Genomic DNA, 26830 nt, shown 5'->3' on the forward strand with positions numbered 1-26830 from the left:
TTAACAATGCCTTTGGAGCATGGCGCGGTAGCCAAGTGGTAAGGCCGGGGACTGCAAATCCTCTATTCGTGAGTTCGATTCTCACCCGCGCCTCCATTTTAGCCCACTGATAACAGTGAAATCCTTGACTAAAGGTAAGAGCTAAATGAGTTCAATAATTTACCTAGTTTTTCGAATTATAGATCCTTTACGATTGCGGAATTTTTGGGGTAGTGGCATAAAGTTGAATTTACTCTGTACGTTTTCGCTGTTCAAGTTTTGAAATGCTGGAACTCAACCCATTATCCCATGCAAGTAAACAAGGAAAATATCGACTCGATCCATCGCATTGATCCTGAAAGTACAGGTGAAATCGCGGGTCGTTTTGAGGAACTTGTTCATTTGCTCGAAACTGAAAGTGATGATCGGGTGCTTGCTCATGTGGATGCTTTTCACCACTCCGATTTGGCAGATGCGATTGGTCTGTTGACCGGGAGTCTGAGAAAGAGGTTACTCGAACTGGTCAAGGTCGACTTAGACCATGACTTGCTTTTTGAACTCGAGGATCACCTTCGTAAAGAGGTGACCGATCAATTATCTCCCAAGGAAATGGCGGAGGTCATTACCGAGATGGAGTCCGATGAGGCGGTTCAGGTACTCGAGGACATGGAGGCCGAGGAGAGGGACGAGGTATTAAGCGAGGTTCCGGATGAGGAACGCGAGGATATAGAGACTGGATTGGCTTACCCCGAAGACAGTGCGGGTCGTAGAATGCAGACAGAGCTGGTTAGCGTGGGCACTGACTGGACGGTCGGGCGGACGATTGATTTCTTGCGCGAGGAGGAGGATTTGCCCGAGGAATTCCTCGACCTTTTTGTAATCGATGGAGAAGAGAAACCAGTGGGTGTAATTTCACTATCTCGTATTTTACGTTCCCCCCGAAAAACCTTGATGAGGGAGATTGCGGATGAGACCCAGGTGATCGTGCCTGCCGAAATGCTCCAGGAAGAAGTGGCCCTACTTTTTGAGAAATACGATCTGACCACCTCCGGTGTGGTTGACGGTACAGGGAGGCTGATCGGGATGATCACGGTGGACGATGTAATGGAGGTGGCCCGTGAGGAATTTGAGGAGGATGTTCTTCGGCTCGGTGGAGTGGGGGAGGAAACGGTGGATGATTCTGTAATTCAAGCTTCCTTGAAACGTTTTACCTGGTTACTGGTTAACTTGGGTACCGCGATTTTAGCTTCTTTAGTAATTGGTTTATTTGATGGTACTCTTGAGGAAATGGTGGCGTTGGCAATCCTGATGCCGATCGTGGCATCGATGGGAGGAAATGCGGGGACGCAGACTTTAACGATTACGGTACGTGCACTCGCCACCAAGGAGTTGACCGCGTACAATGCGTTCCGTACTTTTCGAAAGGAATTTGCGGTGGGTCTTTTGAACGGTGTTGTCTTTGCAGTTCTTGCCGGCTTCGTCGTGGTGTTGTGGTTTAATCAATTGGATGATCGATACTTGCTCGGTGGTATTATTGCCGGAGCGATGGTAATTAACATGATGGTGGCCGGGATTGCTGGGGTTCTGCTGCCCTTGACACTGGATCGAATGGGCATTGATCCAGCAGTGGCTTCGGGAGTATTTGTTACCACGGTTACGGATGTAATTGGCTTTCTTTCCTTCCTCGGACTGGCTTCAGCAATTTTATTATGAGTATAGAAAAGCGCAGGATTTTAATTACCGGTTCGACCGGGTGTATTGGGACCCATGCCGTGGACTTTTTGTTGTCTGAGGGATCGGGAGAAATTTTTGGTTTCAATCGATCGATTCCCATTGGGAGCGAAGAGAAAAACGATTATCAATGTATTTCTGGAGATCTTTCCGACCCAGAAAGCATTGCACGGATAGTTGAGGAAGTACAGCCCACCCATGTGATTCACCTTGGGGCGTTGCAGACTCCTGACTGTCGGGATTACCCTATGAAGGGCTTGGACATAAATGTGATTGGGACTGCTCACTTGTTTCAAGCCTGTACCCGATTGAAAAGACCATTGGAACGATTTGTCTTTGCCAGTTCGAGTGCAGTAAATGGGGCTCGTTCTCTTTATGGACCGGAAGGAGTCCGCCCGGAAGATCCCTACCATCCATTTAATTTATACGGGTACTGGAAAGTGGCCGGGGAGGGAATGGCACAGGCTTTTCACCAAGCCACTGGTGTAGCCACAGTATGTCTTCGCCTTGCCACTACATATGGTCCTGGGAGAGATCGGGGTTTTACTGCTGCCATGACTTCTGCAATTAAGGCAATTGTAGAGGGCGAGCCTTTTGAGGTGCCCTATCGTGGGAAAGAGCATTACCATTTTTCCTTGGATGTGGGGGCAGGATTTGCCCGTGCTGCGATTGATCCATTTTCCGGATACGGTGTTTTTAACCTTTTAGGAGAAACCCATTCGATTGAGCATTTTATCGAAACCATCAAAAAAGAATCGGTACATTTCGAAATTGATAAACCGGAGATTAATTTTTCCTCGGATGCGGAACCTTCTCCCTTCATTTATGAATTAAATGACGAGGCAACCCGAAAGGTATTTCCCCTGATGCCACAGACCTCTTTACGCGAGGGAGTACTTCAATCGATTGCTTATTTCTTGGGGTTAACCCGCGAGAAATAAATAAATGTAAAAATAAATTTCAGATTATTTTGACATAGATACCTATTTAGTGTAAATACATTATTAAATCCCTTAATTAAATATGATCACTAACTTACTCTCCTTTATTTTCATCCTAAGCGTATCGACAACTGGACTTTGGTTCCTTACACAAGTGTAAGAAACTATTGATTTTCTTCTTCGCTTGGTTTCTCGATCGACTCCATTGTTTCATCCTGAACAAAAGCCCTCACTTTTTGTTCTTGTTGGTTTTCCTCATCGACTTCTTCTCGAATTTTTTCGACAAGTGAGAGTGCATTATTTCGATGTTTGAGTGAACGTTCTTGAAACTTGGCAACTTGAATAAGAGCGTCACTCTGATCATAATGTGCATGCAGGAAATGAAATAAATTAACTCCTGATAATACTCCCATCAATACGGCAATAAACAGAACCGCAATCTGAGCATTTTGAGGTAAATTTTGAGATAACCAATAGGCAGTGGCGAGCATACTTAATCCTAAAACCACGCAGAAAATGAGTACAAGGGTACGACTTGAATTATAGGCGGAATTTCTTCGAATCGATTTGATGGTCTCTTCTCCTGAGTTTGTTTTCTTTTTCATGTCATATTAATTTCATTGGAAAGAGACAGTTAGCAAGACAGAAGAAATCACCGAAATAAGGTTATTGTAAGAAGGAGGAGACTTTTTTTTCTTATTGGTTTTGAAAAAGTGAAACTTTTCCAAGCTCAATTTCATGAGCTAAGTCGTGTAATAAAGTAAGAAACTATTACCATCGATGAATCCACTTGAACACTGGAGGAGAGAATTTTTGAATAAATTGGACGAAATCCAGATTTCTTGAATCGTGAATTAAACTCGGAATACAACCAAAGAGTTTCTATCTGGCGGGACGATGTGATGGACCTGGGGTACCAGAGATCTCGTGGTCGATACGACAGACGAAAAGGTTGTACTGCGTCGGGCGATTCGAATCAATCTTAGCGTTTCCCTGCGTCGAGGCAGACTGCTTCGGAGGTACTCCGGGCAAAGACCAATCCGTTACTCAGGATGGGAGTGCTCCAGCATTTTCCATCGAGCACTTTTTTTCGAGCCAATTCCGTATATTTCGAAGGAGTGGCCTTGACCAAAGAAAGAACGCCGTCATCGGCAAGGGCAATCAAGTGATCGCCCGATAAAATAACATTGCCGGGCCCATATCCATCCTGGCTCCACTTAATCTTACCTGATTTTAACTCAACGCACTGAAGAGGTCCATTTCCATATTTTTTAAAACTGAACATACCATATAGATGTCCGTCATGGTAGAGCGGGGTACTCCAGTGGTTAAACATGTCATTCTTTTTGCGCCAAATCTCGGAGCTGGAGAAGCGGGTTCCTTTTCTGCTGATTTTATAGAGCCCCGCCCCGACACCGTACCCGGCCGAACAGTAGATCATGTCGCCGGCGACCACCGGAGAAGCGGCGGTGGAAACCTTGAAGGGAAATGCCTGACGCCAAAGCTCGCGGCCACTTTTGGGGTCGACTGAAACCAGACCCGATGTGCAGAAGAAAATTACTTGCCTGACCCCATGAATGGTAGTGGCAATGGGCGTGGCGTGGGTGGCGGTTTCATCCCCGGTTTTCCAGGCGAGCTTTCCGGTGTCCCGCTGGAAGGCGAGCAGGCTTTGTCCAGGTCCTCCACCATAAACAATTACCAGATCTCCTTCAATGAGGGGAGCGGAGGAATTTTTCCATTTTATATTTTGTCCGTTGTGTTCTTTTAATACCTTCACATCCCAGATTATTTTTCCACTGGCCGCGTTCATGCAATAAAGGTTCATGTCCGAATCGTAGACCCATACCTTTCCATTCAAGACCGAGGGAGTAGATCTTGGACCATCCCCACCATTATTCCCGGGTGCCCCCGAGTTTCCCCCACCGCTCTTATAATCCATTCGGCAAAGCCAGCTGCTCCAAAGGCGCTTGCCGGATTTTGTGTCCAAGGCTATGCATACTTCGCGCATCAGTCCGTCCTCGTCCTCTTCTGCAATCAGGGTGAAGGCACGGGATCCCTCGGTGGAAAAAGAACTGAACCCCAAGGGGGTGGAGATTTTCCATTTTGGGGAGCCTGATTTTTCTAGCCATGTAGTGGAGGTCAGTCTTTCATCGGTCTTATTATCCGACCGTCGTCCATGGTATTGATTCCAGTCAATCGCAAATACAAGACTTATATTTAGAAAAAGGGAAAAAAACAGGGTAGTGAATATGGTTTTCATGTGCATTTGTTTATTGTTACCTCTGTTCCTTGAAATTCAAGTAAGAAGAGTGGACTGCTTTAATTTTTTCGAAAGCGTAGTCGGTAAAAAATGACCACTAAAATAAGGGTGATTATAAAATACCACGGAAACCAACCAAGCGATTGTACAAAGACGGCATCCTGTTCATTCATCTTCCTTCCCATCACTTGTGCGGGGATCCCCTCGGTTTTGATCCAGGCAATTAATCCGGAATAGAGAATGGAAACTGCCCCATAAGAAAGGTTGGTGGACAGTCCGCGAAAGCTCAATACGGTGGCTCGTCTATCTGAAGATGCTTCTTCGTTGAGGTACCGACTGACCAGGTAATTCATTATTTGCATGGTCGCGTAGAGTAGAATCGCGGGCACAATACCCCAATAGGGAAAGGCATAACTAATACCGTACAGTCCCACAAATAAGAGCGGGCAGAGGAGAAAAAAGTTTTGATTGGGAGAAAATCGATCTGCTAACAGACGGGCGAAGCGGGGAATGAAGACGCCCATCAATGACATCCCTGAAGCGACGAGACCAAAGGTGGCCAGCGGGAGTTCGATTACATTCCAATAAGCACTCGCAATAGTAAGGAATTGTCTGATTACATTATCCAGTGCCATTGCCGCGAGAAGAATGCCAAAGGGGAGGGGAGTTTTCCAAATCCACGAACCTGCTTCCACGGTTTTTCGGAAAGATAACTTCATGGTTTCCCATGCCCCCATTTTTTCGGTTTCAAAAGGGTCTTTCATTGCCAATGCTGCCCCTAATACGACAAGGGAAGAAATAAAAGTCAGAAAAATGGGAGCCTTAACTGCGGTTTCCGCCGTGATGGAGAAATTAATTCCGAGTCCATTCAGGCATGAGTTAATGAAGGAAGAATCGTAAAATGCGGAACCAGTCATCATGGCAAAGAAAAATGCTAAGGAGGTGAACCGTTGTGCTTTTTCAAGGGCCTTGCCCCAATTCTTTTCTAACCCCGCTTCTTTAAGAGAATCATAGGCCAGGGCTTCATCTGCTCCGCTGGCCGCGGCCTCCGCTAAGCCACTCACGATTCGGTTGAGTGCAAAAAGAAGAAATACATATTCGCTTCCATTCATAGGAGCGAACAGAAGGGCTACCATTTCCACCACCATACAAATTGCGGCAAGAACCAAGAGTTTTTTTCTGCCCAAAGTATCGGCCAGTGCACCCGAAGGGACTTCGAGAATAATGATGGTAAGTGCCCAAATTGCATTCAGAATGCCGAAATCTTCCCAGCTCAATCCATGTTCCAAAAAGATCAGGGCGTATACTGGGTAATAAAAGCGGGCGTTGAAAAGCATGCGAAAACAAATAAAGAGACTCAAATTACGCTGAGCTATTTTGCTTATGTCTTTAGTTTTCACTGATGGTGCCAAGAAATTTTTTAAAAATTAATAATTTGAATTTGCAAGATAACTCACAATTCACTTGCTATGAAACAAGCAAGCCGATTCTGATTATTTTATGTCAAGTAGACCTAATATTTTATGGATTTGTACCGATCAGCAAAGATTTGACACGATTTTGGCTCTCGGCAATGACCACGCACAAACTCCTCATTTAGACAAACTGATCGGTCAGGGAACCACCTTTAATAATGCTTATTGTCAAAGCCCAGTCTGTGCCCCCAGTCGGGCTTCTTTTTTGACCGGCCGATATCCTCGAACTACCCGCTGTCGGCAGAATGGCCAGTCCATCCCTGGGGATGAGGTACTCGTCTCCAAGATTTTTTCGGATGCGGGGTACCGGTGTGGCTTGGCGGGAAAACTTCATTTGGCCTCCTGCTCGGACGGAAAAGTGGAAAAAAGAACCGACGACGGGTATGATCCATTTCATTGGTCCCATCATCCACAACCGGACTGGGAGGAAAATGAATATACTAAATGGCTCACGGAAAAAGGACAGGACTGGTTTGATTTACAGGGTGAGAAAATCAGTCCCTATGTGCAAATTGGTCCACCAGCGGAGTTTAGTCAAACCACATGGTGTGCCGAAAAAACGATCGACTTTATCAAGAAAGAAAATGGAAAACCCTGGTTTTTTAGCTTTAACTGTTTTGATCCACACCATCCCTTTGATCCGCCAAAGGAATATCTGAATCAATTTAATCCTGACGATATGCCTTTGCCAAGTGTGCACGCGGATGAGGCCGATGCAAAAACCACTTTCCAAAAACTGGATCGGATCTGGGCCCATAATACCCCCGGGGAATTTCAGGTTGAATCGATGACTGAAGACGACAAGAGATTGGTTTATGCTGCTTACATGGCGATGGTTTCTCTGATCGACGATCAGGTGGGGCGAATTTTGCAGGCTTTGGAGGAATCGGGGCAGGCTGATGATACACTGGTTGTGTTCATGTCAGATCACGGGGAAATGCTAGGCGACCATGGAATTTATTTTAAGGGACCCCATTTTTACGACTGTCAAATGAGAGTGCCTCTGATTATGAGGTGGCCCAATGGTGGTATTGTGGAAAACCGCCGGGTGGATGGATTCGTTGAATTGGTCGATTTGATGCCCACTTTTTTGGAAGCAGCCGGATTGGTAATTCCTTCCGCGGTGCAAGGCAGTAGTTTACTCCCACTCCTTATTGGTGGGGAAGAGAATGAATTTTGCCGGGAACAAGTCTATGCAGAATATTATAATGCATGGACGCATAGTGAGGCATACGGTACGATGCTCCGCACAAAAAGTTGGAAGGTCGTGGTATACCATGGAACCAATCAGGGGGAACTTTATGATTTAATGGAGGACCCGGATGAGTTTTTTAATCTTTGGGACAGTCCTGTTCACGCTCAACGGAAGCAGGAACTTGTTTTGAAATGTTTTGACGCTTCGGTTCTTTCCATGGACCCCGATCCTCCCCGTCTCGGCTCTTTCTAGATAATTTTTTTCGCTCAAAAATCGAATTGGCTTGAATGGAATTTTAACCATGTCAGTCTCCTTATTTTCTTCTTCCCATGAACATACACGAATACCAAGCAAAACAACTCTTCGCGAAGGCCGGAGTCGCAGTTCCTAACGGAACCGTTGCCCAATCCGCGGAAAATTTCGATCAAGCAATCTCTAGCCTGCCTGAAGGTAAGGCTATTGTAGTAAAAGCCCAAATCCACGCTGGTGGAAGAGGGAAGGGTACTTTTAAAGATGGATACAAGGGGGGAGTCCATGTCGTCTCTACTCCAGAAGAGGCCAAAGAAAAAGCGGAGGCCATGCTAGGCAATGTTTTGGTTACAAAACAAACTGGAGATGAAGGCAAAGAAGTTAGTACTGTTTACTTCAATGAAGCCACGGACATAGAAAAGGAATATTATCTCGCTGTATTAATGGACCGTGCCACCTCGAAGCCGGTTATTATTGCCTCCACCGAAGGAGGAGTGGATATTGAAGAGGTAGCGGAAAGCTCCCCCGAGAAAATTTTAAAAGTATTAATTGATCCTGCCCTTGGATTACGTTCTTACCAAGCCCGACAAATTGCATTTGGTTTGGAACTGAGTGGAGATTCCTTCAAGCAGTGTGTGAAATTAGTGACTAAGTTATACGCTTTCTTTTGGGAGAAAGATTGTTCTCAAGTGGAAGTCAATCCATTGGTCACCACTCCCGATGGTGATGTGTTGGCCTTGGATGCAAAAGTTAACTTTGATGCCAACGCACTTTTTCGTCATCCCGATGTGGTTGAACTCCGTGATGAAAGTGAAGAGGATTCCAAGGAAGTGGAGGCATCCAAATTCGATTTGAATTATATCGCCCTCGACGGAAATGTAGCCTGCATGGTAAACGGTGCCGGTCTGGCCATGGCCACAATGGATATCATCAAGCACTATGGTGGATCGCCTGCAAATTTTCTTGATGTGGGAGGAGGAGCAACAGAAGAACAGGTTGAGAATGCATTTCGTATCCTCGTTTCTGATGATTCAGTGAAAGCAATTTTAGTGAATATCTTTGGTGGAATTATGAAATGTGATGTGATCGCCACCGGAATTGTGAACGCTGCTCGCAAGCTTGACATGAAAGTACCTTTAGTGGTCCGTTTAGAAGGAACCAATGTGGAACAGGGTAAGAAGATACTCGCGGAGAGTGGGCTGGCCCTCGAGCCCGCGGACTCACTTTCCCAGGCAGCCGAGAAAATTGTTCAAATGGCGGCGGAAGCCAATTAATCCAGACACCTTTAACAGAAAAATTTATAATGAGCGTTTTAGTAAACAAAGATACCCGACTGGTTGTGCAAGGCATTACTGGAAGTGCAGGAAGTTTTCATACCACCCAATGTATTGAATATGGCACCAATGTTGTCGCGGGGGTTACCCCAGGCAAGGGCGGGCAAAAATTTCAAGATTCTGTACCGGTATTTGATACGGTAAAGGATGCAGTGGAGAAAGAAGGAGCCAATGTGGCTGCGATTTATGTCCCTCCTCCCTTTGCCGCAGATTCAATTTTGGAAGCAATTGACGCGGAGATTCCCTTAGTGATTGCCATAACCGAAGGCATACCAGTGCGAGATATGTCAGAAGTAAAAGCCCGTCTCGCTACTTCTAATACACGTTTAATCGGTCCGAACTGTCCGGGCATTATTACTCCAGGTGAGTGTAAGATTGGTATCATGCCAGGTTACATCCATAAGCCAGGAAAAGTGGGGATTGTTTCCCGTTCGGGTACCTTGACTTACGAAGCGGTTTGGCAAATTACTCAGGCTGGTCATGGCCAATCCACCTGTATTGGAATCGGTGGAGATCCGATCAACGGAACTAGTCACTTGGATGCGGTTAAGCTTTTCCACGAAGATCCAGATACCGATGCCATTATCTTAATTGGAGAGATTGGTGGTACTGCCGAGGAAGAAGCGGCTGCCTTTATCAAAGAACATGTAGATAAACCATGTGCCGCCTTCATCGCGGGTCGTACGGCACCTCCGGGTCGTCGTATGGGGCATGCCGGAGCAATTGTTTCAGGTGGAAAAGGAACAGCCGAAGCGAAAGTCGAAGCGATGCTCGATGCTGGAATCTCGGTCGCCGAGACTCCTTCTCATATCGCCGAAGCCCTCTTCAAAATTTATAATCCTTAATGTAGGATTATATTTTAAAGTGGATTAAGTATTTCTCCCCGAGCCCGGCTTGGGGAAGGGATTCGTCCAAGTTCCATACCTTGGCCGGATGGAGTCCTGAGCTTTTTAATTCTTCTGTATAGTCGCCTCCTTTTAGATAAAGGATTCCATTGGCGGGAGAATTTCTAGCCCCTTTTCGAATTTTATTACTCACCCAACCGAAGAATGTGGGTAGTGCGGTAACCGCACGTCCGATGATAAAGTCATAGGTTTTCTTTTTGGGTAATTCCTCGACTCGACCCCGGCGAATTTCCACATTTTTTAAATCGAGACGTTGTACCATGTCTTCCACTACCATAACCTTCTTCCCGATTGAATCAAGTAGCGTGAAGCGTGCCTGAGGATAGCATATGGCAAGTGGAATTCCCGGTAGTCCACCTCCCGTCCCCACATCTAGGATTTGGGCTTTGGGCATGAGGCGTAAGATATTGGTAATAGTTAGGCAATGGGCAAGATGCTTGGTTTCCAATCGGTCCATATCTTTGCGGGAGACCAAATTAATTTTTTCATTCCATTCCCTTAGTAATGCAGTGTACTCTTTAAGTTGTTGCCAAATTTCAGGAGATAATTCTGGAAACCATTGTTCGAGTAAGTTCCATGAATTTTCTGATTCGCTCATTGTAAAAGGATAAGAACGATTATTTCACATCCAAAGGCTGAAAGCCTTTCACGAGATCATCCATTGCCTTGGCTTGTTTTAGAAAAGCTTCCAGCTGATCCAAGGGCAGGGCACAGGGCCCGTCACATTTTGCCTCTGTCGGATTGGGGTGAGATTCGAGAAAAAGGCCCCCAATTCCCTGGCTCATTCCGGCGAGCATAAGTTCAGATACAGCCTGTCTTCGACCGCCTGCGGAATCACTTCTTCCCCCAGGTATCTGGAGTGAATGAGTCACATCAAAAACAACCGGGCATCCCGTTGTTTTCATAATTCCGAAGTTGAGCGGGTCAACGACTAGATTGTTGTATCCAAACGAGGAACCTCGTTCACAAAGAAGGATCTCTTCATTTCCGGCTTCTTTAAATTTGTTGATTATATGCCCCATTTCATGGGCGGCTAGAAATTGAGCTTTTTTTACATTGATTGGTTTGCCGGTTTCAGCAAGTGCAACCACGAGGTCAGTTTGTCGGCACAGGAAGGCGGGGAGCTGGAGAATATCAATTACTTCGGCACCTGGCTTTGCCTGAGCGGGTTCGTGAATATCCGAAATAATGGGAACTTGATGTACCTCTTTAATTTCGGCCAGTATTTCGAGTCCTTTCTTAAGTCCAGGTCCACGAAATGAATTAATGGATGATCGATTTGCTTTATCAAAGGATGCCTTGAATATGTAAGGAATTCCCAATTTACTGGTAATTTCTTTGTAGGTGGCGGCTACTTCCAAGGCAAGTTCGCGAGATTCCAGTACATTCATGCCCCCTAACAGAGTAAATGGCCGAAGGTTTGAAACTGTTAGGTTTCCAACCTGGATTTCCTTTTGATTATTCATGCAAATGTAATACTGGGTGGATTTCCATGCTCGGCGGAAACGACAATTCCAATACCACCACGGGCATTGAAATCGACTTCGACCCGGCACCATCTTGGTTGGAGCGCGTCGACGAGGTCATCCAGTAATCGATTGGCAAAATGTTCGTGAAAAGTACCCTCATCACGAAATGTCCAGAGATAAAGCTTGAGGGATTTTGATTCTACAATTTTTTGATCTGGTACATAGCGGATAAATATCTCTGCAAAGTCCGGTTGCCCGGTTTTGGGACATAAGCAGGTGAATTCATCGGTTTTCAATTCGACCAAATAGTCTCGTTCTGTATTTCTGTTAGGAAAAGTTTCCAGGGTCCGATTAGGATGGGTTCCCCCTTCTCCCAGCTTGGTAAGGTTGGTATGCTCAGAATTTGTTTCGTTCATAAAGTTTTATTTTTTCATGAGTTTGAAAAATGGGCAATTCTGAAAGGTTATTGAATTGCCTGCCAATTCAAATCTTTTGGTTTTCCTGCCAGGCTCTCTTGGAGTTTTTCGAGGAAAATGGTACGATCAACTTCAACTGCTCCAAGCTTTTCTAGATGGGGAGTGTGTACTTGGCAGTCTATGAAGTGGAAGTTATATTTTAACGCGATTGATACTAATTTCGCGAGACAAGCCTTGGAGGCTTCTGGCATATGAAAAAACATCGATTCTCCAAAAAAGGATTGGCCTAAAAAGAGTCCATATAACCCACCCACTAATTTGTTTTCATGGTAGGCTTCAATTGAATGAGCAATACCGAGTTGGTTTAGTGTACAATAGTCCTCAATCATATCATCTTCAATCCAAGTGCTTTCCTGGTCAGGCCTCTTGGATTGGGCACATTCTTTCATCGTTTGACGAAAGTTTTGATTGATACGAATGGAAAAACGGTTGTCCTTCACTGCTTTTTTTAATGAACGGGAAAGTTTAAATTCAGAGGGGTAAAGAAGGAAGCGAGGATCGGGCGAAAACCAATGCCAAAGCGGATAATCTCCTGTTTTAAGCCACGGAAAAATACCCTTTTGATAAGCAAGAATTAATCGTTCAGTACCCAAAGTCTCGCTTATGGCAACGAGACCATCCGGATCAGTTGCAAGCGGATCTGGAAACCAAGGGGCGTCTCGGTCGTCGAGAAAGTAAACCTTGGTCACAATTTAGCGTGAGGATAATTCCAGGATACTAACTTCGGGTCGGCAATTCAATCGAACTCCCCATAGATTTCCCACTCCTCGAGTGATGTGAATTTGCCTTTTTTTCCAGGAATGTAATCCCTCGACTAAAGAGTGATCTTGAACAGGCGCAAACGGTGTCCAATCGAGGAAGGGAATCTTTAGTTGACCACCATGGGTATGGCCGCAAAGCATGAGATCCCACTTATAATTTATTAATAATTCTTTGGCATCTGGATTATGGCAGAGAACCAATGATGTTCCAGAATTACTCCGGGAGGACACCTTGGTAAGACATTGTTCTGGACGGCAAGTTTTTGACCATAAGTCCCCCACGCCTGCAATTGTGAGGGATTGGCCTTTGAGGTAAATTGATTCTTTTTGATTATGCAGAAGTTTAATCCCTGCACGGGCGAGCATAGATTCGACTTTTTGAGTGCTCTTGAAACCACCATGAGCACCTGCCCATTCACCACCATCATGATTACCTAATGAGGCGAAAGTCGGAACAATATGTGCATACTTTGCCAATAGTCTGCCGAATTCTTCAAGTTCATGGTTACTTTTTTGTTCAGTGATAAAATCTCCAGTAATGACACATACATCTGGGCTTTGCGAAAAGCCTTCCCGAAAAGCAAAGTCAATATCCTCTAAATTTACGCTGTTTGAAAAATGTAAATCAGAAAGATGCAGGAGTTTTATGGGAACTTTATTTCTAAGCTTGGTAAGAATTACCTTCTTCTTTGTAATTTCCAACCAATTTGCTTCAAAGCGAAGATAAAAGAACGAGGCGAGTAATGTACCTAGTCCAAGGACTATTTTCCTTAAAAAATCGCGTCTGCTTCTGTTCGATTTGCTCTTCCTTTTTTTGAGTTGTTCTTGTTGGAAATCTGGAACTTCTCTTTGCATAATCAATTGTTTAGACTATTCGATCCCGCCTGCTTCATCCAGGTTTTCCAATTGTTCGATCAGGTTTTTCAGAGAAACTGTTTTTTCTTTACCACTTCGGAAATCTTTAATTTTGATCTCGTTTTTTATCCTTTCATCTTCGCCTAGAATTAAACCATATCGAGCACCGCTTTTTCCCGCTTCTTTAAATTGTTTCCCAAAGGCAGCATTTTTAAGAGAGTAAGCCACGGAAAATCCCGCTTTTCTGCATCGGGCAATAATGGGAAGGGAACTCTTTCTTTCTTCGTGATCTCCAATTAAAAATAGATCCGGGGCGAGAATATAGGTGGGAAGTAGGCCTTTTGATTGCAGGCAATCACTCAGGGTCATATCGCCAATCGCAAATCCACTTGCGGGCATATCTACATTGCCTGAAAGCTTTTTAATTAAATGATCATAGCGACCTCCCCCCGCGAGTGCACGACCTTGCCCGCTCGCTTCAAAGGCTTCATAAACAAATCCAGTATAATAGGCCAAACCACGGACAATCGAAAGGTCAATTTTTATGTAATCATCTGCACCATGTCCTTCTAAATATTCGAGGAGAGTAAACCATTGAGATGCTCTTTCTTTGCCCTCATCTCCACATTCATTTAATCGATTTTGTAATGCATCAAGCGAATCGATTTTTTTGATGGAGTCAATCTCAGCAAGGATTTCTTCTCCGCGTCCAGGGAGGGCATTTTCCAACGACTCTTTATTCTGTTCCGGTTTTCTTCTCTCACTTTTATCAATTGCATCCAGTACTGATGGTCTTTGCTCTTCTGTAACGCCGAGAGCATTTAAGAATAATACCCATGTAGTTCGGTCACTTAAGCGAATTCTAAAATCTCTTACACTCAATCCTAGGGTTTCGAATATTGCGACAAGCAGAGCGATTAATTCTGCATCTGCTCCGAGATTGGATTCTCCTAATAAATCAGCATTAAATTGATAAAATGATCGCCCCCGTCCTTTTTGTGGCCGTTCATATCGGAAGTGTTCCCCCACATTGAACCACTTAATGGGCTTGGGTAATGCATTTGCCCTTGAGGCAACCATGCGAGCTAATGTCGGGGTAAGTTCTGGCCTTAGTGCGACGCGTCGGTTGCCTTTATCTTCGAAGTGAAAAAGCTGACCTACAATTTCTTCACCAGATTTTTCTACATATAAATCTAGAGGCTCGAGTATGGGGGCATCGTACTCAGAGAAGTTAAAGGCATGAGCCACAGTTCGAAAAACGCGAAAAAGGTGGTTCCGTCGAGCACAGTCTTCGGGAGGGAAGTCCCGAAAACCGGGTAAAGTTTCAAACATTTTGAGGGGAGTAAAATTAGGAAGAAGGATCGAGCTTATCTAGGTTAAGTTTATCTAGTCCTTCTTTCATCTCTTTACCTGCTTTAAATTTAACGACTGCTCGGCGCGGTATCATTACATCAGTTTCAGGTTTATTGGGGTTTCTTCCTACCCGTGACTTTCTTACCTGAAGTTCAAACACGCCAAACTTACGCAATTCAATATTTTGACCATTTGCGAGGGCTTGTTGCATGATATCAAGAGTATTTTGTACTATACTTCGAACATCATCGTGGTTGTAATTAGAATTCTCGTAAATTTTCTGTACGATGTGCCGTTTCGTTAAATTATTGGACATGGTAGGGTGTTTCGGTTTGAAAGAGTTTCAATATAGGGTTAGATTGTTTCCTTCATAGATTCCTGTTACTCAATGACCTGTCAAACCCATTTTAAAAAAAATGACTAAGAAAGATGATGATAATCCTTTAGAGGAAATCCAAAAACAACTTCACGATTTACTAAATAATAAAAATGTTCAGGTTGCATTTGCCCCTTTTATGGAATCGATGAAGGCAAAAGACGGGGGAGAAAAAGTGGAAAATGAAGTCAAGGAGAGTAAGCCTCCTCCGCCGGAAGATGCGACTCGTGATGAGAGGTTAGACACCATTCGTTCCTTTGATCGTAGACCAAAGGAAATTCGTGATTATTTGGATCGTTTTGTAATCAAGCAGGAGCAGGCCAAGCGCGTGTTATCGGTTGCCGTTTGCGATCATTACAATCATGTCCGCCGTTGCTTAGAAAATGAGAAACTGGCCAAAAATGAATATGTGAAGCCTAATGTTCTCCTTCTTGGTCCAACTGGGGTAGGCAAGACCTTTCTGATGCGTAATGTTGCGAAATTAATTGGCGTGCCTTTTATTAAGGCAGATGCGACAAAATTCTCGGAGACTGGATATGTTGGATATGATGTGGAAGATATTGTGCGGGACTTGGTAAAATCTGCTGATGGTGATGTTGAACTTGCAGAATTTGGAATCGTGTATGTGGATGAGATCGATAAAATAGCCTCGGAGTCTTCAAAGACGGGCAAAGATGTTTCCGGTCGGGGGGTTCAAATCAATCTGCTTAAATTAATGGAGGAGACTGAAGTGAATCTGCATGCCCCTCAGGATATGATGGGGCAGATGAAATCCTTTATGGATATGCAGAAAGGAAATAAGCCTAAAAAGAGTACGGTAAGCACAAGAAATATATTGTTTATTGTAAGTGGTGCATTTGATCAACTGGGTGAAAACATTCGTAAACGACTCGACTTAAACCGAATTGGTTTTGGCTCGGCAGAAGAAAATATTTCATCGAGTGAATCGGCAAATCGCTTTTTATCTCAGGCGGAGACGCGCGATTTTATAGACTATGGTTTTGAGCCCGAATTTATTGGTCGATTACCAGTTCGTGTTTCCTGTGAAGAATTGAACAAGGACGACCTTGCTCAAATTCTTAGTTCGTCTGAAGGAAATGTATTGGAACAATACAAAAATGATTTTTCTGGTTACGACATCAGTATTGAGATTGGCGAGGATGCGATCGAAAAAATCGCCGAAAAAGCAGCTGAAGAAAAAACGGGTGCCCGTGGATTAGTAACTATTTTAGAAAAAACCTTCCGAGATTTTAAATTTGAACTTCCCTCCACTGCAATACGAGATTTTTCAGTCTCTGCTAACACCGTTGAAAATCCAGGAGAAGAACTTGAAATTTTACTTGAAGAAAGGAGGGATGAATTGGATGATTCCTTACTTGAAGATGTAGATCGTTATGCGGAACAATTTAGAAAAGAATGTGGCTATATTCTCAAGTTTCGCAAGGTTGCGAAGACAGCGATTGTAAAGGAATCAATCGCTGAGGGGCGATCTGTGCGTGCGATTTGTGAAAGAAAATTTTCTGATTTCATTCATGGTTTGGGCATCATTAACCAAAGAACAGGTAAAAAGGAATTTGTAATTGATAAGAAAGTAGTGGACGACCCGGATAAGGAATTATCTCAATGGGTAGTCGAGAGCTTTGGTAAAAGCAAGGATTCGTAAGGCGTGAGTAATCCTGATCCTGATGCGGTTCGAGAAACTTTTACCCGCGTTGCTGATCGATATGATATTGCGAATCATTTACTTTCTGGTGGGATTGATTTTTATTGGCGTAAAAAACTAGTCAATTTAGCAAGGCGGGCACCTTGTTCAAGAATCCTTGATTTGGCAACAGGCAGTGGAGATGTTGCCTTTGCCTTACAGGACGGCCTTGCTTCAACTGTTGAAATTATCGGGCTCGATTTTTGTGAACCTATGCTTAAACAAGCTCGTAAGAAACGAGGCCGACTTGGATTAGATTCTCAACAGTATCAGTTTATAGAAGGAGACTGCCTGGATCTTCCATTTGAAGATTCAAGCTTTGATTTGGTAACGATTTCTTTTGGCCTTCGAAACTTGGCAGATCGTAAAAAAGGATTGGCCGAGATTTATCGTGTTCTTAAACCAAATGGGCGTTTGATTGTATTGGAGTTTACTCAACCTTATTGGTGGTTTCGGCCCTTTTATTATTTTTATCTCCGCCTACTCTTACCTTGGTTTGCTCGAATAGTTACCGGTGATCGTGATGCCTATCTTTATTTGGGCACCAGTATTTCCAATTTTCCAAACCGTGCCGAATTGGGTGGGGAACTGGAAGAAGTGGGCTTTGAGAATGTGAATATTGAAGCACTTACTTTCTCGATTGTTGCCTTACATGTAGGTACAAAGAATTAATTTCTTACTATTTTCCCAATAGCTCTCTAATTTTTTCCGCACTGACTTCGGGTTGCTGGCAAGTTTGATTTTCGCAAATGTAAACGGCAGGTTTTCCATCCACTAACCGATGGGTTGTGATAAAAGGTGCAAACTCTAAAATTTCCGGATTTGTAACTTGCGTGGAACGAAAGAGTACAACTTTTGCTGGGAGGAAGTGTTGATTCACTTCTCTAATCAATTCCTTGGTATCATCCATGCTTGGATCTCCCACGATTACGATTTCTTTTGCTGGAGCGAGGGCGAAGTCAAGGGCATGTAGTAATACTTCTGCACCTTGTGGATTTTTTTCTATAAAACCAGAAAATGCAGAAAATAAATTTTCTGCAGAGGTGAGGTATTTCTTATTACCTGTAATTTTATTGATACGAAGTAGGTTGAGCGCCATGACTGAATTACCGGACGGAATTGCACCATCATAGATCTCCTTCGCCCTGATTAAAAGTTTTTCTCCATCATCCGCGGTCAGAAAAAACCCGCCCTTTTCTTGATCTTCAAAATGGACAATCGTGAGGTCCACCAATTCGATCGCTGCTTTCAAGTATTGAATATCAAAACTTGCTTCGTATAAATCAATTAATCCTTGGCTAAAAAAAGCGTAATCTTCTAAATGCGCAGGAAGTCCCGCTTTTCCACGACGCCACCTTTTTAAAAGTCGTCCGTTGGGTAGCCTTAATTCGGAAAGACAAAAATCGGCGGCATTTTGGGCGATTTTTAAATATTTATCTTGATCCAATGCCTTTGCCGCTTGTGCAAAAGTTGAAATCATTAATCCGTTCCAGTCGGTCAGTACTTTATCATCTTTTTGCGGATGGATTCGTTTTTTTCTAGCCGCAAAGAGAGTTGCTTTTAGCGAGTCTATTTTATCCCGAAATTCTTGCGGTGATTGATTTTTTTCTTGGGCGATTTCATCGAGAGATTTTCGTAAATGGGGAATATTCGTCCCGTTTTTTTGATGTGTGGCTTCATCCAGGAAATTTCCTTCTTTTTCGAACCGATAAGTTTCGTTAAAAAAGCTGCCATCCTCAATTCCCAGAATTTCTATTACTTCCGACTCAGTCCATACATAAAATTTTCCTTCTTCTCCCTCACTATCTGCATCTTCGGCAGAATAAAATCCACCTTCAGGTGAGGTCAAATCTCGGATTACATAACTAAGGATTTCCTTTGTAGTTTGTGCAAAATACTCAGACTTGGTAATTTGAAAGCATTCCAAATTTGCCTGGGCAAACAGGGCCTGATCGTAGAGCATTTTTTCGAAATGAGGAACAAGCCATTCTTCATCGACAGAGTACCGGTGAATTCCCATGCCGACTTGATCATACACTCCGCCCTGATGAATTTTTTGAAGACTGTGCTTTACTATTTCTAAGGCCTTTTTCTCTCCGGTTCTTTTATGATAACGTAGGAGAAAGCTTAGCGTATGAGCAGTTGGAAATTTAGGTTTATTCCCAAAACCTCCATATTGTGAGTCATAATCTGTCAGCAATGCCTGGAAACAAGCGTCGAGGTGACTTGCATTTAAGTCTCCACCAGCTTGATTCGCCTGCATTTCATTTAGGCTTTGCATGATTGCATTGCCGACTTCTGTTACCTTGTTTCTTTCCTTTTTCCAAATGTTTGCAAAATGTGGGATCAGTTGGATCATGGAAGATTTTGGAAAATATGTGCCGGCGAAGAAAGGAACTTTTTCGGGTGACATGATTACTGTCATGGGCCAACCGCCTTGACCAGTCATCATCTGTGTGACAGACATATAGACATTGTCTACATCTGGCCTTTCTTCCCGGTCCACTTTAATACAAATATAGTCCTTATTCATTAATTCCGCGACCTCATCATCTTCAAAGGATTCATGTTCCATCACATGACACCAATGACAAGTGGTGTAACCAATAGAAAGAAAGACTGGTTTATTTTCTTTTAATGCTTTTGAAAATGCTTCCTCCCCCCAAGGATACCAGTCGATTGGGTTACGGGCATGTTGAAGAAGGTAAGGACTGCTTTCAAATACCAAACGATTAAACTCCACTCCACCATCACGTGGCAGTTGAGCAATTTCTGAAGGCTCGGGGGGTGGGAGTCGCGAAGAATGCTTATTTTGTATATCCGAATGTTTTCCTTCCTTATTTTCTTTCATCGCAATAGGGGAGGGCAATTCGGCGGACCCAGTCTCTTTTTCTGCACACCCGGATATAAAAAAGAGGGGAGTCAGAAAAGAAAAGAAATAAAAGAACGCACTTGATTGTAACAAGGAACTGATCGGAATAGGGGTTTGTTGAAATTCCTTGCCCCGACAAGTGCTTCGAGTCACGAAACGGAGATCAGCTTTTGTAGACTATCTGCTCTTTCCTGTATTTCTTTCGCTCCGGCGGATTCGAGCCGGTCACACCCAAATGCTTCCACGGTTAAACTTGCAGTGGAGGTTGCATAAAGCATTGCTTCTTTAATCGTATTAAAGTCGGAGGCATTTCGTGATGCCATTCGTCCAATTAAGGCACCGGCAAAAGAATCGCCCGCACCAGTCGGGTCACGAAGATCGGTAACCGGATAAGCAGGCAGTGCAAACATGCCATCTTCATGAAAGAGAATAGCTCCGTGTTCACCTTTTTTAATAATGACAGATTCCGGGCCCATCTTCCTCAATTTTTGCCCCGCAAGAATGATGTTATTTTCTTCGGTCAATTCTTCTGCTTCAGTATCATTAATCACAAATAAATTGATTCTTTTAATCAAATCAAGCAGTGCGTTCCTTTCAATTTCAATCCAGAGATCAATTGTGTCCGCGAGTACATATGCTTCGCTTTCTAACTGATCTAGTACATGTGACTGAAGTGCCGGGTGAATATTTCCAAGAAGTACAAAAGGAGTATTTTTGTAAGAATCCGGAAGGTCGGGTCGAAATTTCTCAAAGACATTTAATTGAATATCAAGCGTGTCCCTACGATTGAAGTTTTCATGGTATTTTCCTTTCCAAAAAAAAGTGGGTCCACTTTCATCTTTTTGTACACCTTCCAAGTCAATTCCACGAGAACGTAGGCGGTCCAGATATTCTTCTCCAAAATCATTACCAATCACTCCCACCATTTGTACATCGGTATAGTAACTCGCCGCGAAAGAACAGTAGGACGCTGCACCTCCAAGAATGTGCTCTTTTTCACCGTAGGGAGTGATGACATTATCAAAAGCAACAGAACCCACCACAAGTAATGGGGAAACTGAAGAGGAATCAGATTTAATACGATCAGACATAGTGAAGTAAGATATCGAATTTTAAAAGAAGCTCAAGAGAACAAGGGTAAAGTTTTCTTGCATTTGTAGGGGAGATCAATCGGCTTGAATCTTAAGTTCCGATTCATCATTTTATTCTAATCATCTAGTTTGAACTGAGTTATTATTGATTGAAAATTTATAAATTAAAATGCAATTCGCAACCTCTTTGATTGCTCAATTAGCAACTAGTGAATGGCCAGTTTTTTCCTCATTAGTAGGTCGATTCGGTAGCAATCTAAGGATTCTACTGAATTAAAAAACTGATTTCAAAACGTCCTTAAATCTTCCCCCAAATTTTTTTCATAAGAGCAAATGTTGTGGGGTCATGTTCTTCCAATTCGGCCCTGACAAAGGGATAAAAGTCATTAACTCCAAGGTATGATTCGGACATCTCGGCAAAAAATTCCTTATGATTTGTCCGTGCATAATGACTTGTTTTTCCACCGCGGAAAAGCAGAACTTTTTCATAAAGGCCCTTTTTTTCAGCCCGTTGATAAGAATTTATAATTTCCTGGTGATCAAAACTGAGAATTTGATCATGATAGGAATGCGCGAGTTCGTGCAAAACTACATAGGGGTGTTTAGCCCACTGGTCCTTGCTTAAAAGTTGATGGGCCCTAGGGATATGAACTCTTTTTTCTAGTGTTGGGTCGTGCTTGTTTGTGAGTAACCATCGCTTGCTTGGATGGTATTGCATAGTGGTTAATTTGTGGTTCAGGTCTACTCGGATGTATAATTTACGCAATACCTCGACCTTTTCTTGATCTAAGATGTAGGTAATTCGTTGAAGGTGATTGGCGAGGGCTTTTTTTACATCTTTAAATAACATCCGATTCTCGCTGTTCTTAAAATCAGGATTCCATTCAACTGGCCAACCCTCGATTTTTTCTAGAAATGGAACGGAAAATTTTTCAATTGATGAAGCTCTTTCATTTGCGATTGAAAAAGAAACCAAAGTAAAAAAAATAAATAGGAGCGCAGGTAAGTATTTCATATTTAGGAAACTTGAGTGATCGGAAATGTGCTGGCGAGGACAACCTGGTCATCAATTTCAATAAGAATTGAGTAATTCCCCGGTTTTTCAAATTTTAAACGATGAATGTCATTAATTAAATTTATGCGGTGTTGGGGACCGGGAGATTCAAATTTGCGATCAATAATAGTCCTTGGTTCATCTTCCGCCATTGGAATACCAATAGAAATTTTGAGCATATGTTTTCCCTGGGTCAAATCAGAGAAAGAGAGAAACCAGATCATCCGGGGGTGAACTACTGGAAATTCTTTGGCTCTTAAATTCGAGAAAATACCCAGCAGGGTATTTTTGCCAGTAGCCGGATCTACATAAACTGAATCGCAGGTTATCCAAGCTAGGACTTGTGGCTTTGTAGACATAAAAGTTGAACTAGGTTTGTAGATTATGAAAGACCGCTTCTTTGAAGCAGAGCTTCTATCTTTGGGTCCCGTTCCATGAAATTTCGATATAATTGATCGGGAGGAAGTGAATTTCCTTTGCTTAAAATATGCTGTCTAAATCGATGACCAATTTCAGGATTCATCACACCCTCTTCTTGAAAGCGGGTAAAGGCATCCGCATCAAGAACCTCGGCCCATTTGTATGAATAATACGCAGCCGCATAGCCAACAGGACTACTAAATAGATGGCTAAATCGGTGGGTAATAGTGCGGGCAGGAGATTTTCTTTTTGGGAAATATTCTTTCAGTTCTGATTGAATTGCCTTTTCTAAATCATCAAATTCCTGCAATGCGAGAGTTCGGTGTAAAAATAAATCCAACTTGGAAAATGCAAGTTGTCTCATCATTGCATTTCCTGCCATAAAGTTTCGAGCCCGGAGCATCTTTTGAAATAAATCTTCCGGAATGGTTTCTCCCGTTTTATGGTGTCTTGCAAATAGGTCTAGACTGACACGCTCCCAGCACCAATTTTCCATAATTTGAGAAGGAAGTTCTACAAAATCCCATGCCACATTGACTCCGTTCAAGCTGCGGTGAGGTACTTCTCCGCATAAATGATGAAGGAGGTGACCAAATTCGTGAAATACGGTTTCGACTTCATAATGAGTAAGAAGTGCCGGCTTGCTTGCGGAGGGTGCAGTTAGGTTTCCACAAATGAGACCAAGATGGGGGGGGCGACTGCCGTCTGGTTTAGGCTCTGCTGTTTTTAAGTAGTTCATCCAGGCGCCACCACGCTTGGAAGAGCGGGGATGCCAGTCTGCGTAGAATGAGCCTAGCAAACACTTACTTTTTTGATCAAACAAATCGTAAAATCTTACTTCATTGTGCCATACTTCAACGGGTTGGCTTTCCTTTACTCCATGGGCAAAAACTTCCCCTTCAAATTGGGTGGACCGTTCAACAATCTCCAAGCCAAATATTTGGGTCACCAAGTTGAACATGCCGTTTAATACAGACTGAATAGGGAAGTAGGGTCGAAGATCTTCATCATCAAAACTATAGCGTTCCTTCTTTAACTTTTCTGCCCAGTAGCCGACTTCCCACGGTTGAAGCAGACCGACAGCTTGTCCTGTTTTCCCTGCTTTAAATTCCTCTAACTCACGGTTTTCTTCTGTGAAAAAGGGCAGAGTTTTCACTTTTAGGTCAGAGATGAAATCATCTGCACACTTACCATTTTTTGCCATTCTCCTACTCAATACGGTATCCGCAAAGTCTTTTTTGCCAACTAGTTCTGCTTTTTCTTGTCGAAGAGCCAAAATTTCTTTGATCAAGAGGGAGTTGTTATTGGGTTCTTCTGTACCCAATCGATCGCTTGCAGACCAAATTTCTTCCCGGAGTTCTTCGTCATCAAGATATTGTAATACTGGAAGCATGGATGGTGCATGAAGGGTGAATATCCAGGCATCTTTCCCTTCGTTATCACCTAGTTTTTTGATCGCAGCCTGCTTTGCTGCATCGAGCGCAGAGGAAGGAAGTCCCTTGAGCTTAGCTTCCTCTTTTACCACCATCTGCCAAGCGTTGGTTGCATCCAATACATTTTCAGAAAACTTTTGAGTAATCTTTGCAAGCTCACTGGAAATTTCTTCGAGGCGCTTTCTTTTTTCGAGAGGAAGATTAGCCCCCGCTTCCTGGAAATCTTGAATGGTTTCTTCCAGCAGTCTCCGGTCTATCGAACTTAACTCATTTGCTTGTTCGCTTTCGGCAAATGTTTTAACTGCATTCCATAATTTACCATCCAGGAATATTTTCGCACCAAATTCACTGACTGCAGGCAAAATATCATTATGTGCATTTCTTAATTCTTCTGAATTACAAACTGAGTCCAAATGAGCCACCAAACCCCAAGCTTCATCCAGTTCGACAGTAGCTTGCTCCAAAGACTTAATCGTGTTGGAAAAAGTTACATTTTGGTGGTTTAATTCACGGATGGACTGCAAGTTCTTTTCGGATTGCTCTAAGGCAACAGTGATATCATTTCGAACGCATTCTGGTTGGAGAGATGACCAGGAGGGATTCCCGGTGTTTTCGAGGAAAGGATGATTTTTCATAGTAGGAATAGATTCAAAGTGTTGGATTGGTAAATTGGTTATTTCCCAATCGATTCAAGAAGTTTTATTTTTTATTTGATTCAAGTTTTTTTTGTGGCGCATTTGTAAAAGTTGTATGGCTAGGGCAAAACCCATAGGCACATAAATCATAGATTTTTCAACTTCTTTACCGAGCCCTTCCATAAAAATAGTAATACCAATTACAATGAGAAAAGAGAGGGCTAAAATTTTCAAAGCCACATTTTTCATGATGAAGTCACCAATTGGCTTGGCAAAAAACAGGATTACAACAAATGAGGAAAGGACTGCCGTGATAATAATCCATTGATTATCCGTTAGCCCGACTGCCGTGATTACCGAGTCGAGCGAGAATACAATATCGAGAATTACAATTTGAAAAATGATTCCGCCCAAGCTCGCTTTTGCTTTATTTTTAGTCTCATGATGCTCCAACTCAACCGTGGCATGGATTTCTTTCACCGCTTTCCACATTAAAAATAAACCACCGGCCAGTAGTGCTAGGTCTCGCCACGAATAAGCAAACCAATCAGGACCATCAGTCCACGCCGGATTGGTCAATTGTATCAACTTTAGCCCCCCTAACACCATGATTACTCGAGCCACCATGGCAAGAACCAGTCCGAAGTTTCGGGTTGAATTTCTTTTGTTTTCCGGCAAGCGGGAAACCAAAATTGCAATAACCAAAACATTATCGACTCCAAGAATTAACTCCAAGCCAACCAATAATGCAAATAAGCCAATTAAATCACCATCCATACTTCCCATCCTTTCATGGTTTCTCGTTTTGAAAAGAAAAAAGATTCAAGAATCGACATTGTTTAGTATTTGGGATTGTTTTTTGTTATTTGAAAAATCCATTTGATATTCAAATAACCGATGCAAGCTTAGCTTTTTTACCGGTCGCCACACGCGTTCCCTTGAAGTTCGGATCTGAGGTACTGACCTCGGTCACCTGTGCACGAGTTTCTGTTAGTGTGGAGAGAAGGGATGGACATTCTGGGAAGGGATGGGGAGAAACCCCACTCAGTGTTCAGTGGGTTTGGCCATCCACAACTTCCTACGACGACCGACATTTAGCTTTGCAGGAATTTTCGGAAATATTGCTTAAGAAATGTAAAACTCATTCTGGTTTTGGACATGCATTGGAACTCGGGCATTCTTTCGTTTTTGAGCAATTGCCTACTTTTTTAAATGAGTATAATCAATCTGAAAGAAAGGGACTGGAGCCATTGCCGTGGCTTGCTGCTTTGGTTTGTGCTTCTGCTTTTGACCTCGCATTACATGATGCATATGGCATGACCAACGACTTGCCGACCTATCAATCCTATGATTTCCCTTACCTCAATCTGGATTTAAGTCATTTTATTGAACCCAAAGACGGGAATTCGATCTCATTTGCCGGTAAGACTCCCTCTGACTTTTTGGTACTCGATCCAGGTGATCAAATTCCCGTATGGCATTTAGTGGGAGGATTAGATCCTTTGTCAGAGCAGGAATGTACGGGAAACGAACCGCGGGACGGTTACCCTATACATTTGGAAGAATGGATTGAGCGGGATGGACTAAATTGCCTTAAAATTAAACTTCGGGGGAATGATTCTCATTGGGATTATGCACGATTGGTCGCAATTGGAAAGATTGCGAAAGAAATGAATGTAGACTACCTGACAACCGATTTTAATTGTACTGTAACTGATCCTCATTACGTGAATCAGATTCTCGATCAATTAAAAATCAAAGATTCTAAGACCTGGGATAAAATTATTTATGTGGAGCAACCCTTTCCCTATGATTTAGAAAAGTACGGAATTAAAGTACATTCTCTATCGAAAAGAAAACCTCTTTTTATGGATGAAAGTGCACATGACTGGAAGCATGTCAGACTGGGTTTGGAATTGGGGTGGACAGGAGTCGCTCTCAAGACATGCAAAACACAAACGGGAGCTCTTCTTTCACTCTGCTGGGCAAAAGCACATGGAATGGATTTGATGGTTCAGGATTTAACTAATCCAATGCTTGCTCAAATTCCGCATGTATTACTCGGTGCACATGCAGGGACTATCATGGGAGTGGAAAGTAATGGAATGCAATTTTATCCAGAGGCGTCGAAAAAAGAGGCGTTAATTCATCCTGGTATTTATGAGCGAAGAAATGGCATGCTTGATCTATCCACGATAAAGGGTCCTGGGTTTGGCTATCAAATGGAGTTGGGATAACTTGGGTAAATCTTTTTTTTAAATATT

24 protein-coding genes and 1 tRNA gene are annotated in these 26830 nt (G+C 43.1%); 9 read left to right on the forward strand and 16 right to left on the reverse strand.

Features of this window, described 5'->3' with window-relative positions; genetic code table 11:
* Positions 1–21: 21 nt before the first annotated feature.
* The 3 genes from ACKPQ5_RS04965 (at position 22) to ACKPQ5_RS04975 (ending at position 2651) form a co-directional block, all read left to right on the forward strand.
* Positions 22–96: transfer RNA gene (locus ACKPQ5_RS04965), tRNA-Cys, on the forward strand.
* 192 nt (positions 97–288) lie between these two features.
* The gene (mgtE, locus tag ACKPQ5_RS04970) at positions 289–1692 is read left to right on the forward strand and encodes a magnesium transporter (RefSeq protein WP_407677998.1); all 1404 of its coding nucleotides are present in this window, start codon (positions 289–291) and stop codon (positions 1690–1692) included.
* The gene (locus tag ACKPQ5_RS04975) at positions 1689–2651 is read left to right on the forward strand and encodes an NAD-dependent epimerase/dehydratase family protein (RefSeq protein ID WP_407677999.1); all 963 of its coding nucleotides are present in this window, start codon (positions 1689–1691) and stop codon (positions 2649–2651) included. Before mgtE ends, ACKPQ5_RS04975 begins: the two co-directional genes overlap by 4 nt.
* A 164-nt stretch (positions 2652–2815) precedes the next feature.
* Here ACKPQ5_RS04975 and ACKPQ5_RS04980 read toward each other — a convergent pair whose 3' ends face one another.
* From ACKPQ5_RS04980 to ACKPQ5_RS04990, 3 genes are all read right to left on the reverse strand, one after another.
* Positions 2816–3256 (reverse strand): hypothetical protein, encoded by a 441-nt coding sequence (locus tag ACKPQ5_RS04980; RefSeq protein WP_407678000.1) that lies wholly within the window; start codon positions 3254–3256, stop codon positions 2816–2818.
* Between the two features lie 377 nt (positions 3257–3633).
* Positions 3634–4911 (reverse strand): PQQ-binding-like beta-propeller repeat protein, encoded by a 1278-nt coding sequence (locus tag ACKPQ5_RS04985; RefSeq protein ID WP_407678001.1) that lies wholly within the window; start codon positions 4909–4911, stop codon positions 3634–3636.
* Between the two features lie 59 nt (positions 4912–4970).
* Entirely contained in the window at positions 4971–6311 is a 1341-nt protein-coding gene (locus ACKPQ5_RS04990; protein WP_407678002.1) for an MFS transporter, read from the reverse strand.
* 100 nt (positions 6312–6411) lie between these two features.
* On the opposite strand from ACKPQ5_RS04990, the gene ACKPQ5_RS04995 reads away from it, so the two are divergent.
* From ACKPQ5_RS04995 to sucD, 3 genes are all read left to right on the forward strand, one after another.
* Positions 6412–7833, forward strand: a complete 1422-nt coding sequence (locus ACKPQ5_RS04995) for a sulfatase family protein (protein WP_407678003.1) — start codon at positions 6412–6414, stop codon at positions 7831–7833.
* A gap of 77 nt (positions 7834–7910) precedes the next feature.
* Entirely contained in the window at positions 7911–9104 is a 1194-nt protein-coding gene (sucC, locus tag ACKPQ5_RS05000) for an ADP-forming succinate--CoA ligase subunit beta (RefSeq protein ID WP_407678004.1), read from the forward strand.
* Positions 9105–9133: 29 nt separating this feature from the next.
* Positions 9134–10009 (forward strand): succinate--CoA ligase subunit alpha, encoded by an 876-nt coding sequence (sucD, locus tag ACKPQ5_RS05005; protein WP_407678005.1) that lies wholly within the window; start codon positions 9134–9136, stop codon positions 10007–10009.
* A gap of 7 nt (positions 10010–10016) precedes the next feature.
* Here sucD and rsmG read toward each other — a convergent pair whose 3' ends face one another.
* The 7 genes from rsmG to ACKPQ5_RS05040 are packed head-to-tail and all read right to left on the reverse strand — an operon-like array spanning position 10017 to position 15299.
* Positions 10017–10667: a 16S rRNA (guanine(527)-N(7))-methyltransferase RsmG gene (gene rsmG, locus ACKPQ5_RS05010; protein ID WP_407678006.1), complete on the reverse strand. Its 651-nt coding sequence runs from the start codon at positions 10665–10667 to the stop codon at positions 10017–10019.
* 19 nt (positions 10668–10686) lie between these two features.
* The gene (kdsA, locus tag ACKPQ5_RS05015) at positions 10687–11535 is read right to left on the reverse strand and encodes a 3-deoxy-8-phosphooctulonate synthase (RefSeq protein ID WP_407678007.1); all 849 of its coding nucleotides are present in this window, start codon (positions 11533–11535) and stop codon (positions 10687–10689) included.
* Positions 11532–11954: a preQ(1) synthase gene (queF, locus tag ACKPQ5_RS05020; protein WP_407678008.1), complete on the reverse strand. Its 423-nt coding sequence runs from the start codon at positions 11952–11954 to the stop codon at positions 11532–11534. Before queF ends, kdsA begins: the two co-directional genes overlap by 4 nt.
* Positions 11955–12001: 47 nt before the next feature.
* Positions 12002–12703, reverse strand: coding sequence for a leucyl/phenylalanyl-tRNA--protein transferase (gene aat / locus ACKPQ5_RS05025; RefSeq protein WP_407678009.1), 702 nt, complete (start codon positions 12701–12703; stop codon positions 12002–12004).
* Between the two features lie 3 nt (positions 12704–12706).
* Positions 12707–13630 (reverse strand): phosphodiesterase YaeI, encoded by a 924-nt coding sequence (gene yaeI / locus ACKPQ5_RS05030; RefSeq protein WP_407678010.1) that lies wholly within the window; start codon positions 13628–13630, stop codon positions 12707–12709.
* Between the two features lie 15 nt (positions 13631–13645).
* Positions 13646–14962, reverse strand: coding sequence for a histidine--tRNA ligase (gene hisS / locus ACKPQ5_RS05035; RefSeq protein ID WP_407678011.1), 1317 nt, complete (start codon positions 14960–14962; stop codon positions 13646–13648).
* Positions 14963–14978: 16 nt separating this feature from the next.
* Entirely contained in the window at positions 14979–15299 is a 321-nt protein-coding gene (locus tag ACKPQ5_RS05040; RefSeq protein ID WP_407678012.1) for an HU family DNA-binding protein, read from the reverse strand.
* A gap of 100 nt (positions 15300–15399) precedes the next feature.
* On the opposite strand from ACKPQ5_RS05040, the gene ACKPQ5_RS05045 reads away from it, so the two are divergent.
* Both ACKPQ5_RS05045 and ubiE read left to right on the forward strand, forming a co-directional pair.
* Positions 15400–17022 carry an AAA family ATPase gene (locus tag ACKPQ5_RS05045; RefSeq protein ID WP_407678013.1) on the forward strand — a complete coding sequence of 541 codons (1623 nt, stop codon included), beginning with the start codon at positions 15400–15402 and terminating at the stop codon, positions 17020–17022.
* Positions 17023–17025: 3 nt separating this feature from the next.
* A complete protein-coding gene (gene ubiE / locus ACKPQ5_RS05050) occupies positions 17026–17733 on the forward strand; it encodes a bifunctional demethylmenaquinone methyltransferase/2-methoxy-6-polyprenyl-1,4-benzoquinol methylase UbiE (RefSeq protein ID WP_407678014.1) in 708 nt (235 codons plus the stop codon).
* Positions 17734–17740: 7 nt separating this feature from the next.
* Here ubiE and ACKPQ5_RS05055 read toward each other — a convergent pair whose 3' ends face one another.
* The 6 genes from ACKPQ5_RS05055 to ACKPQ5_RS05080 form a co-directional block, all read right to left on the reverse strand.
* Complete coding sequence (locus ACKPQ5_RS05055; RefSeq protein WP_407678015.1) at positions 17741–20086, reverse strand: thioredoxin domain-containing protein; 2346 nt, start codon at positions 20084–20086, stop codon at positions 17741–17743.
* Positions 20083–21024, reverse strand: coding sequence for a PfkB family carbohydrate kinase (locus ACKPQ5_RS05060; RefSeq protein ID WP_407678016.1), 942 nt, complete (start codon positions 21022–21024; stop codon positions 20083–20085). The genes ACKPQ5_RS05055 and ACKPQ5_RS05060 overlap by 4 nt, the downstream gene beginning before the upstream one ends.
* A gap of 298 nt (positions 21025–21322) precedes the next feature.
* Positions 21323–22039, reverse strand: coding sequence for a metallopeptidase (locus tag ACKPQ5_RS05065; RefSeq protein WP_407678017.1), 717 nt, complete (start codon positions 22037–22039; stop codon positions 21323–21325).
* Positions 22040–22041: 2 nt separating this feature from the next.
* On the reverse strand, positions 22042–22437 hold the full coding sequence (locus tag ACKPQ5_RS05070) for a DUF6941 family protein (RefSeq protein WP_407678018.1): 396 nt from the start codon (positions 22435–22437) through the stop codon (positions 22042–22044).
* A 23-nt stretch (positions 22438–22460) separates the two neighbouring features.
* Complete coding sequence (locus ACKPQ5_RS05075) at positions 22461–24566, reverse strand: M3 family metallopeptidase (protein ID WP_407678019.1); 2106 nt, start codon at positions 24564–24566, stop codon at positions 22461–22463.
* A 54-nt stretch (positions 24567–24620) separates the two neighbouring features.
* On the reverse strand, positions 24621–25352 hold the full coding sequence (locus ACKPQ5_RS05080) for a TerC family protein (RefSeq protein WP_407678020.1): 732 nt from the start codon (positions 25350–25352) through the stop codon (positions 24621–24623).
* An 80-nt stretch (positions 25353–25432) separates the two neighbouring features.
* Here ACKPQ5_RS05080 and ACKPQ5_RS05085 point away from each other — a divergent pair, with 80 nt between their 5' ends.
* Entirely contained in the window at positions 25433–26803 is a 1371-nt protein-coding gene (locus ACKPQ5_RS05085) for an enolase C-terminal domain-like protein (RefSeq protein WP_407678021.1), read from the forward strand.
* Positions 26804–26830: the final 27 nt, after the last annotated feature.

Origin of the sequence: Candidatus Seribacter sulfatis (genome assembly GCF_964187635.1) — a bacterium.
In the GTDB taxonomy this organism is placed as follows: domain Bacteria; phylum Verrucomicrobiota; class Verrucomicrobiia; order Opitutales; family Seribacteraceae; genus Seribacter; species Seribacter sulfatis.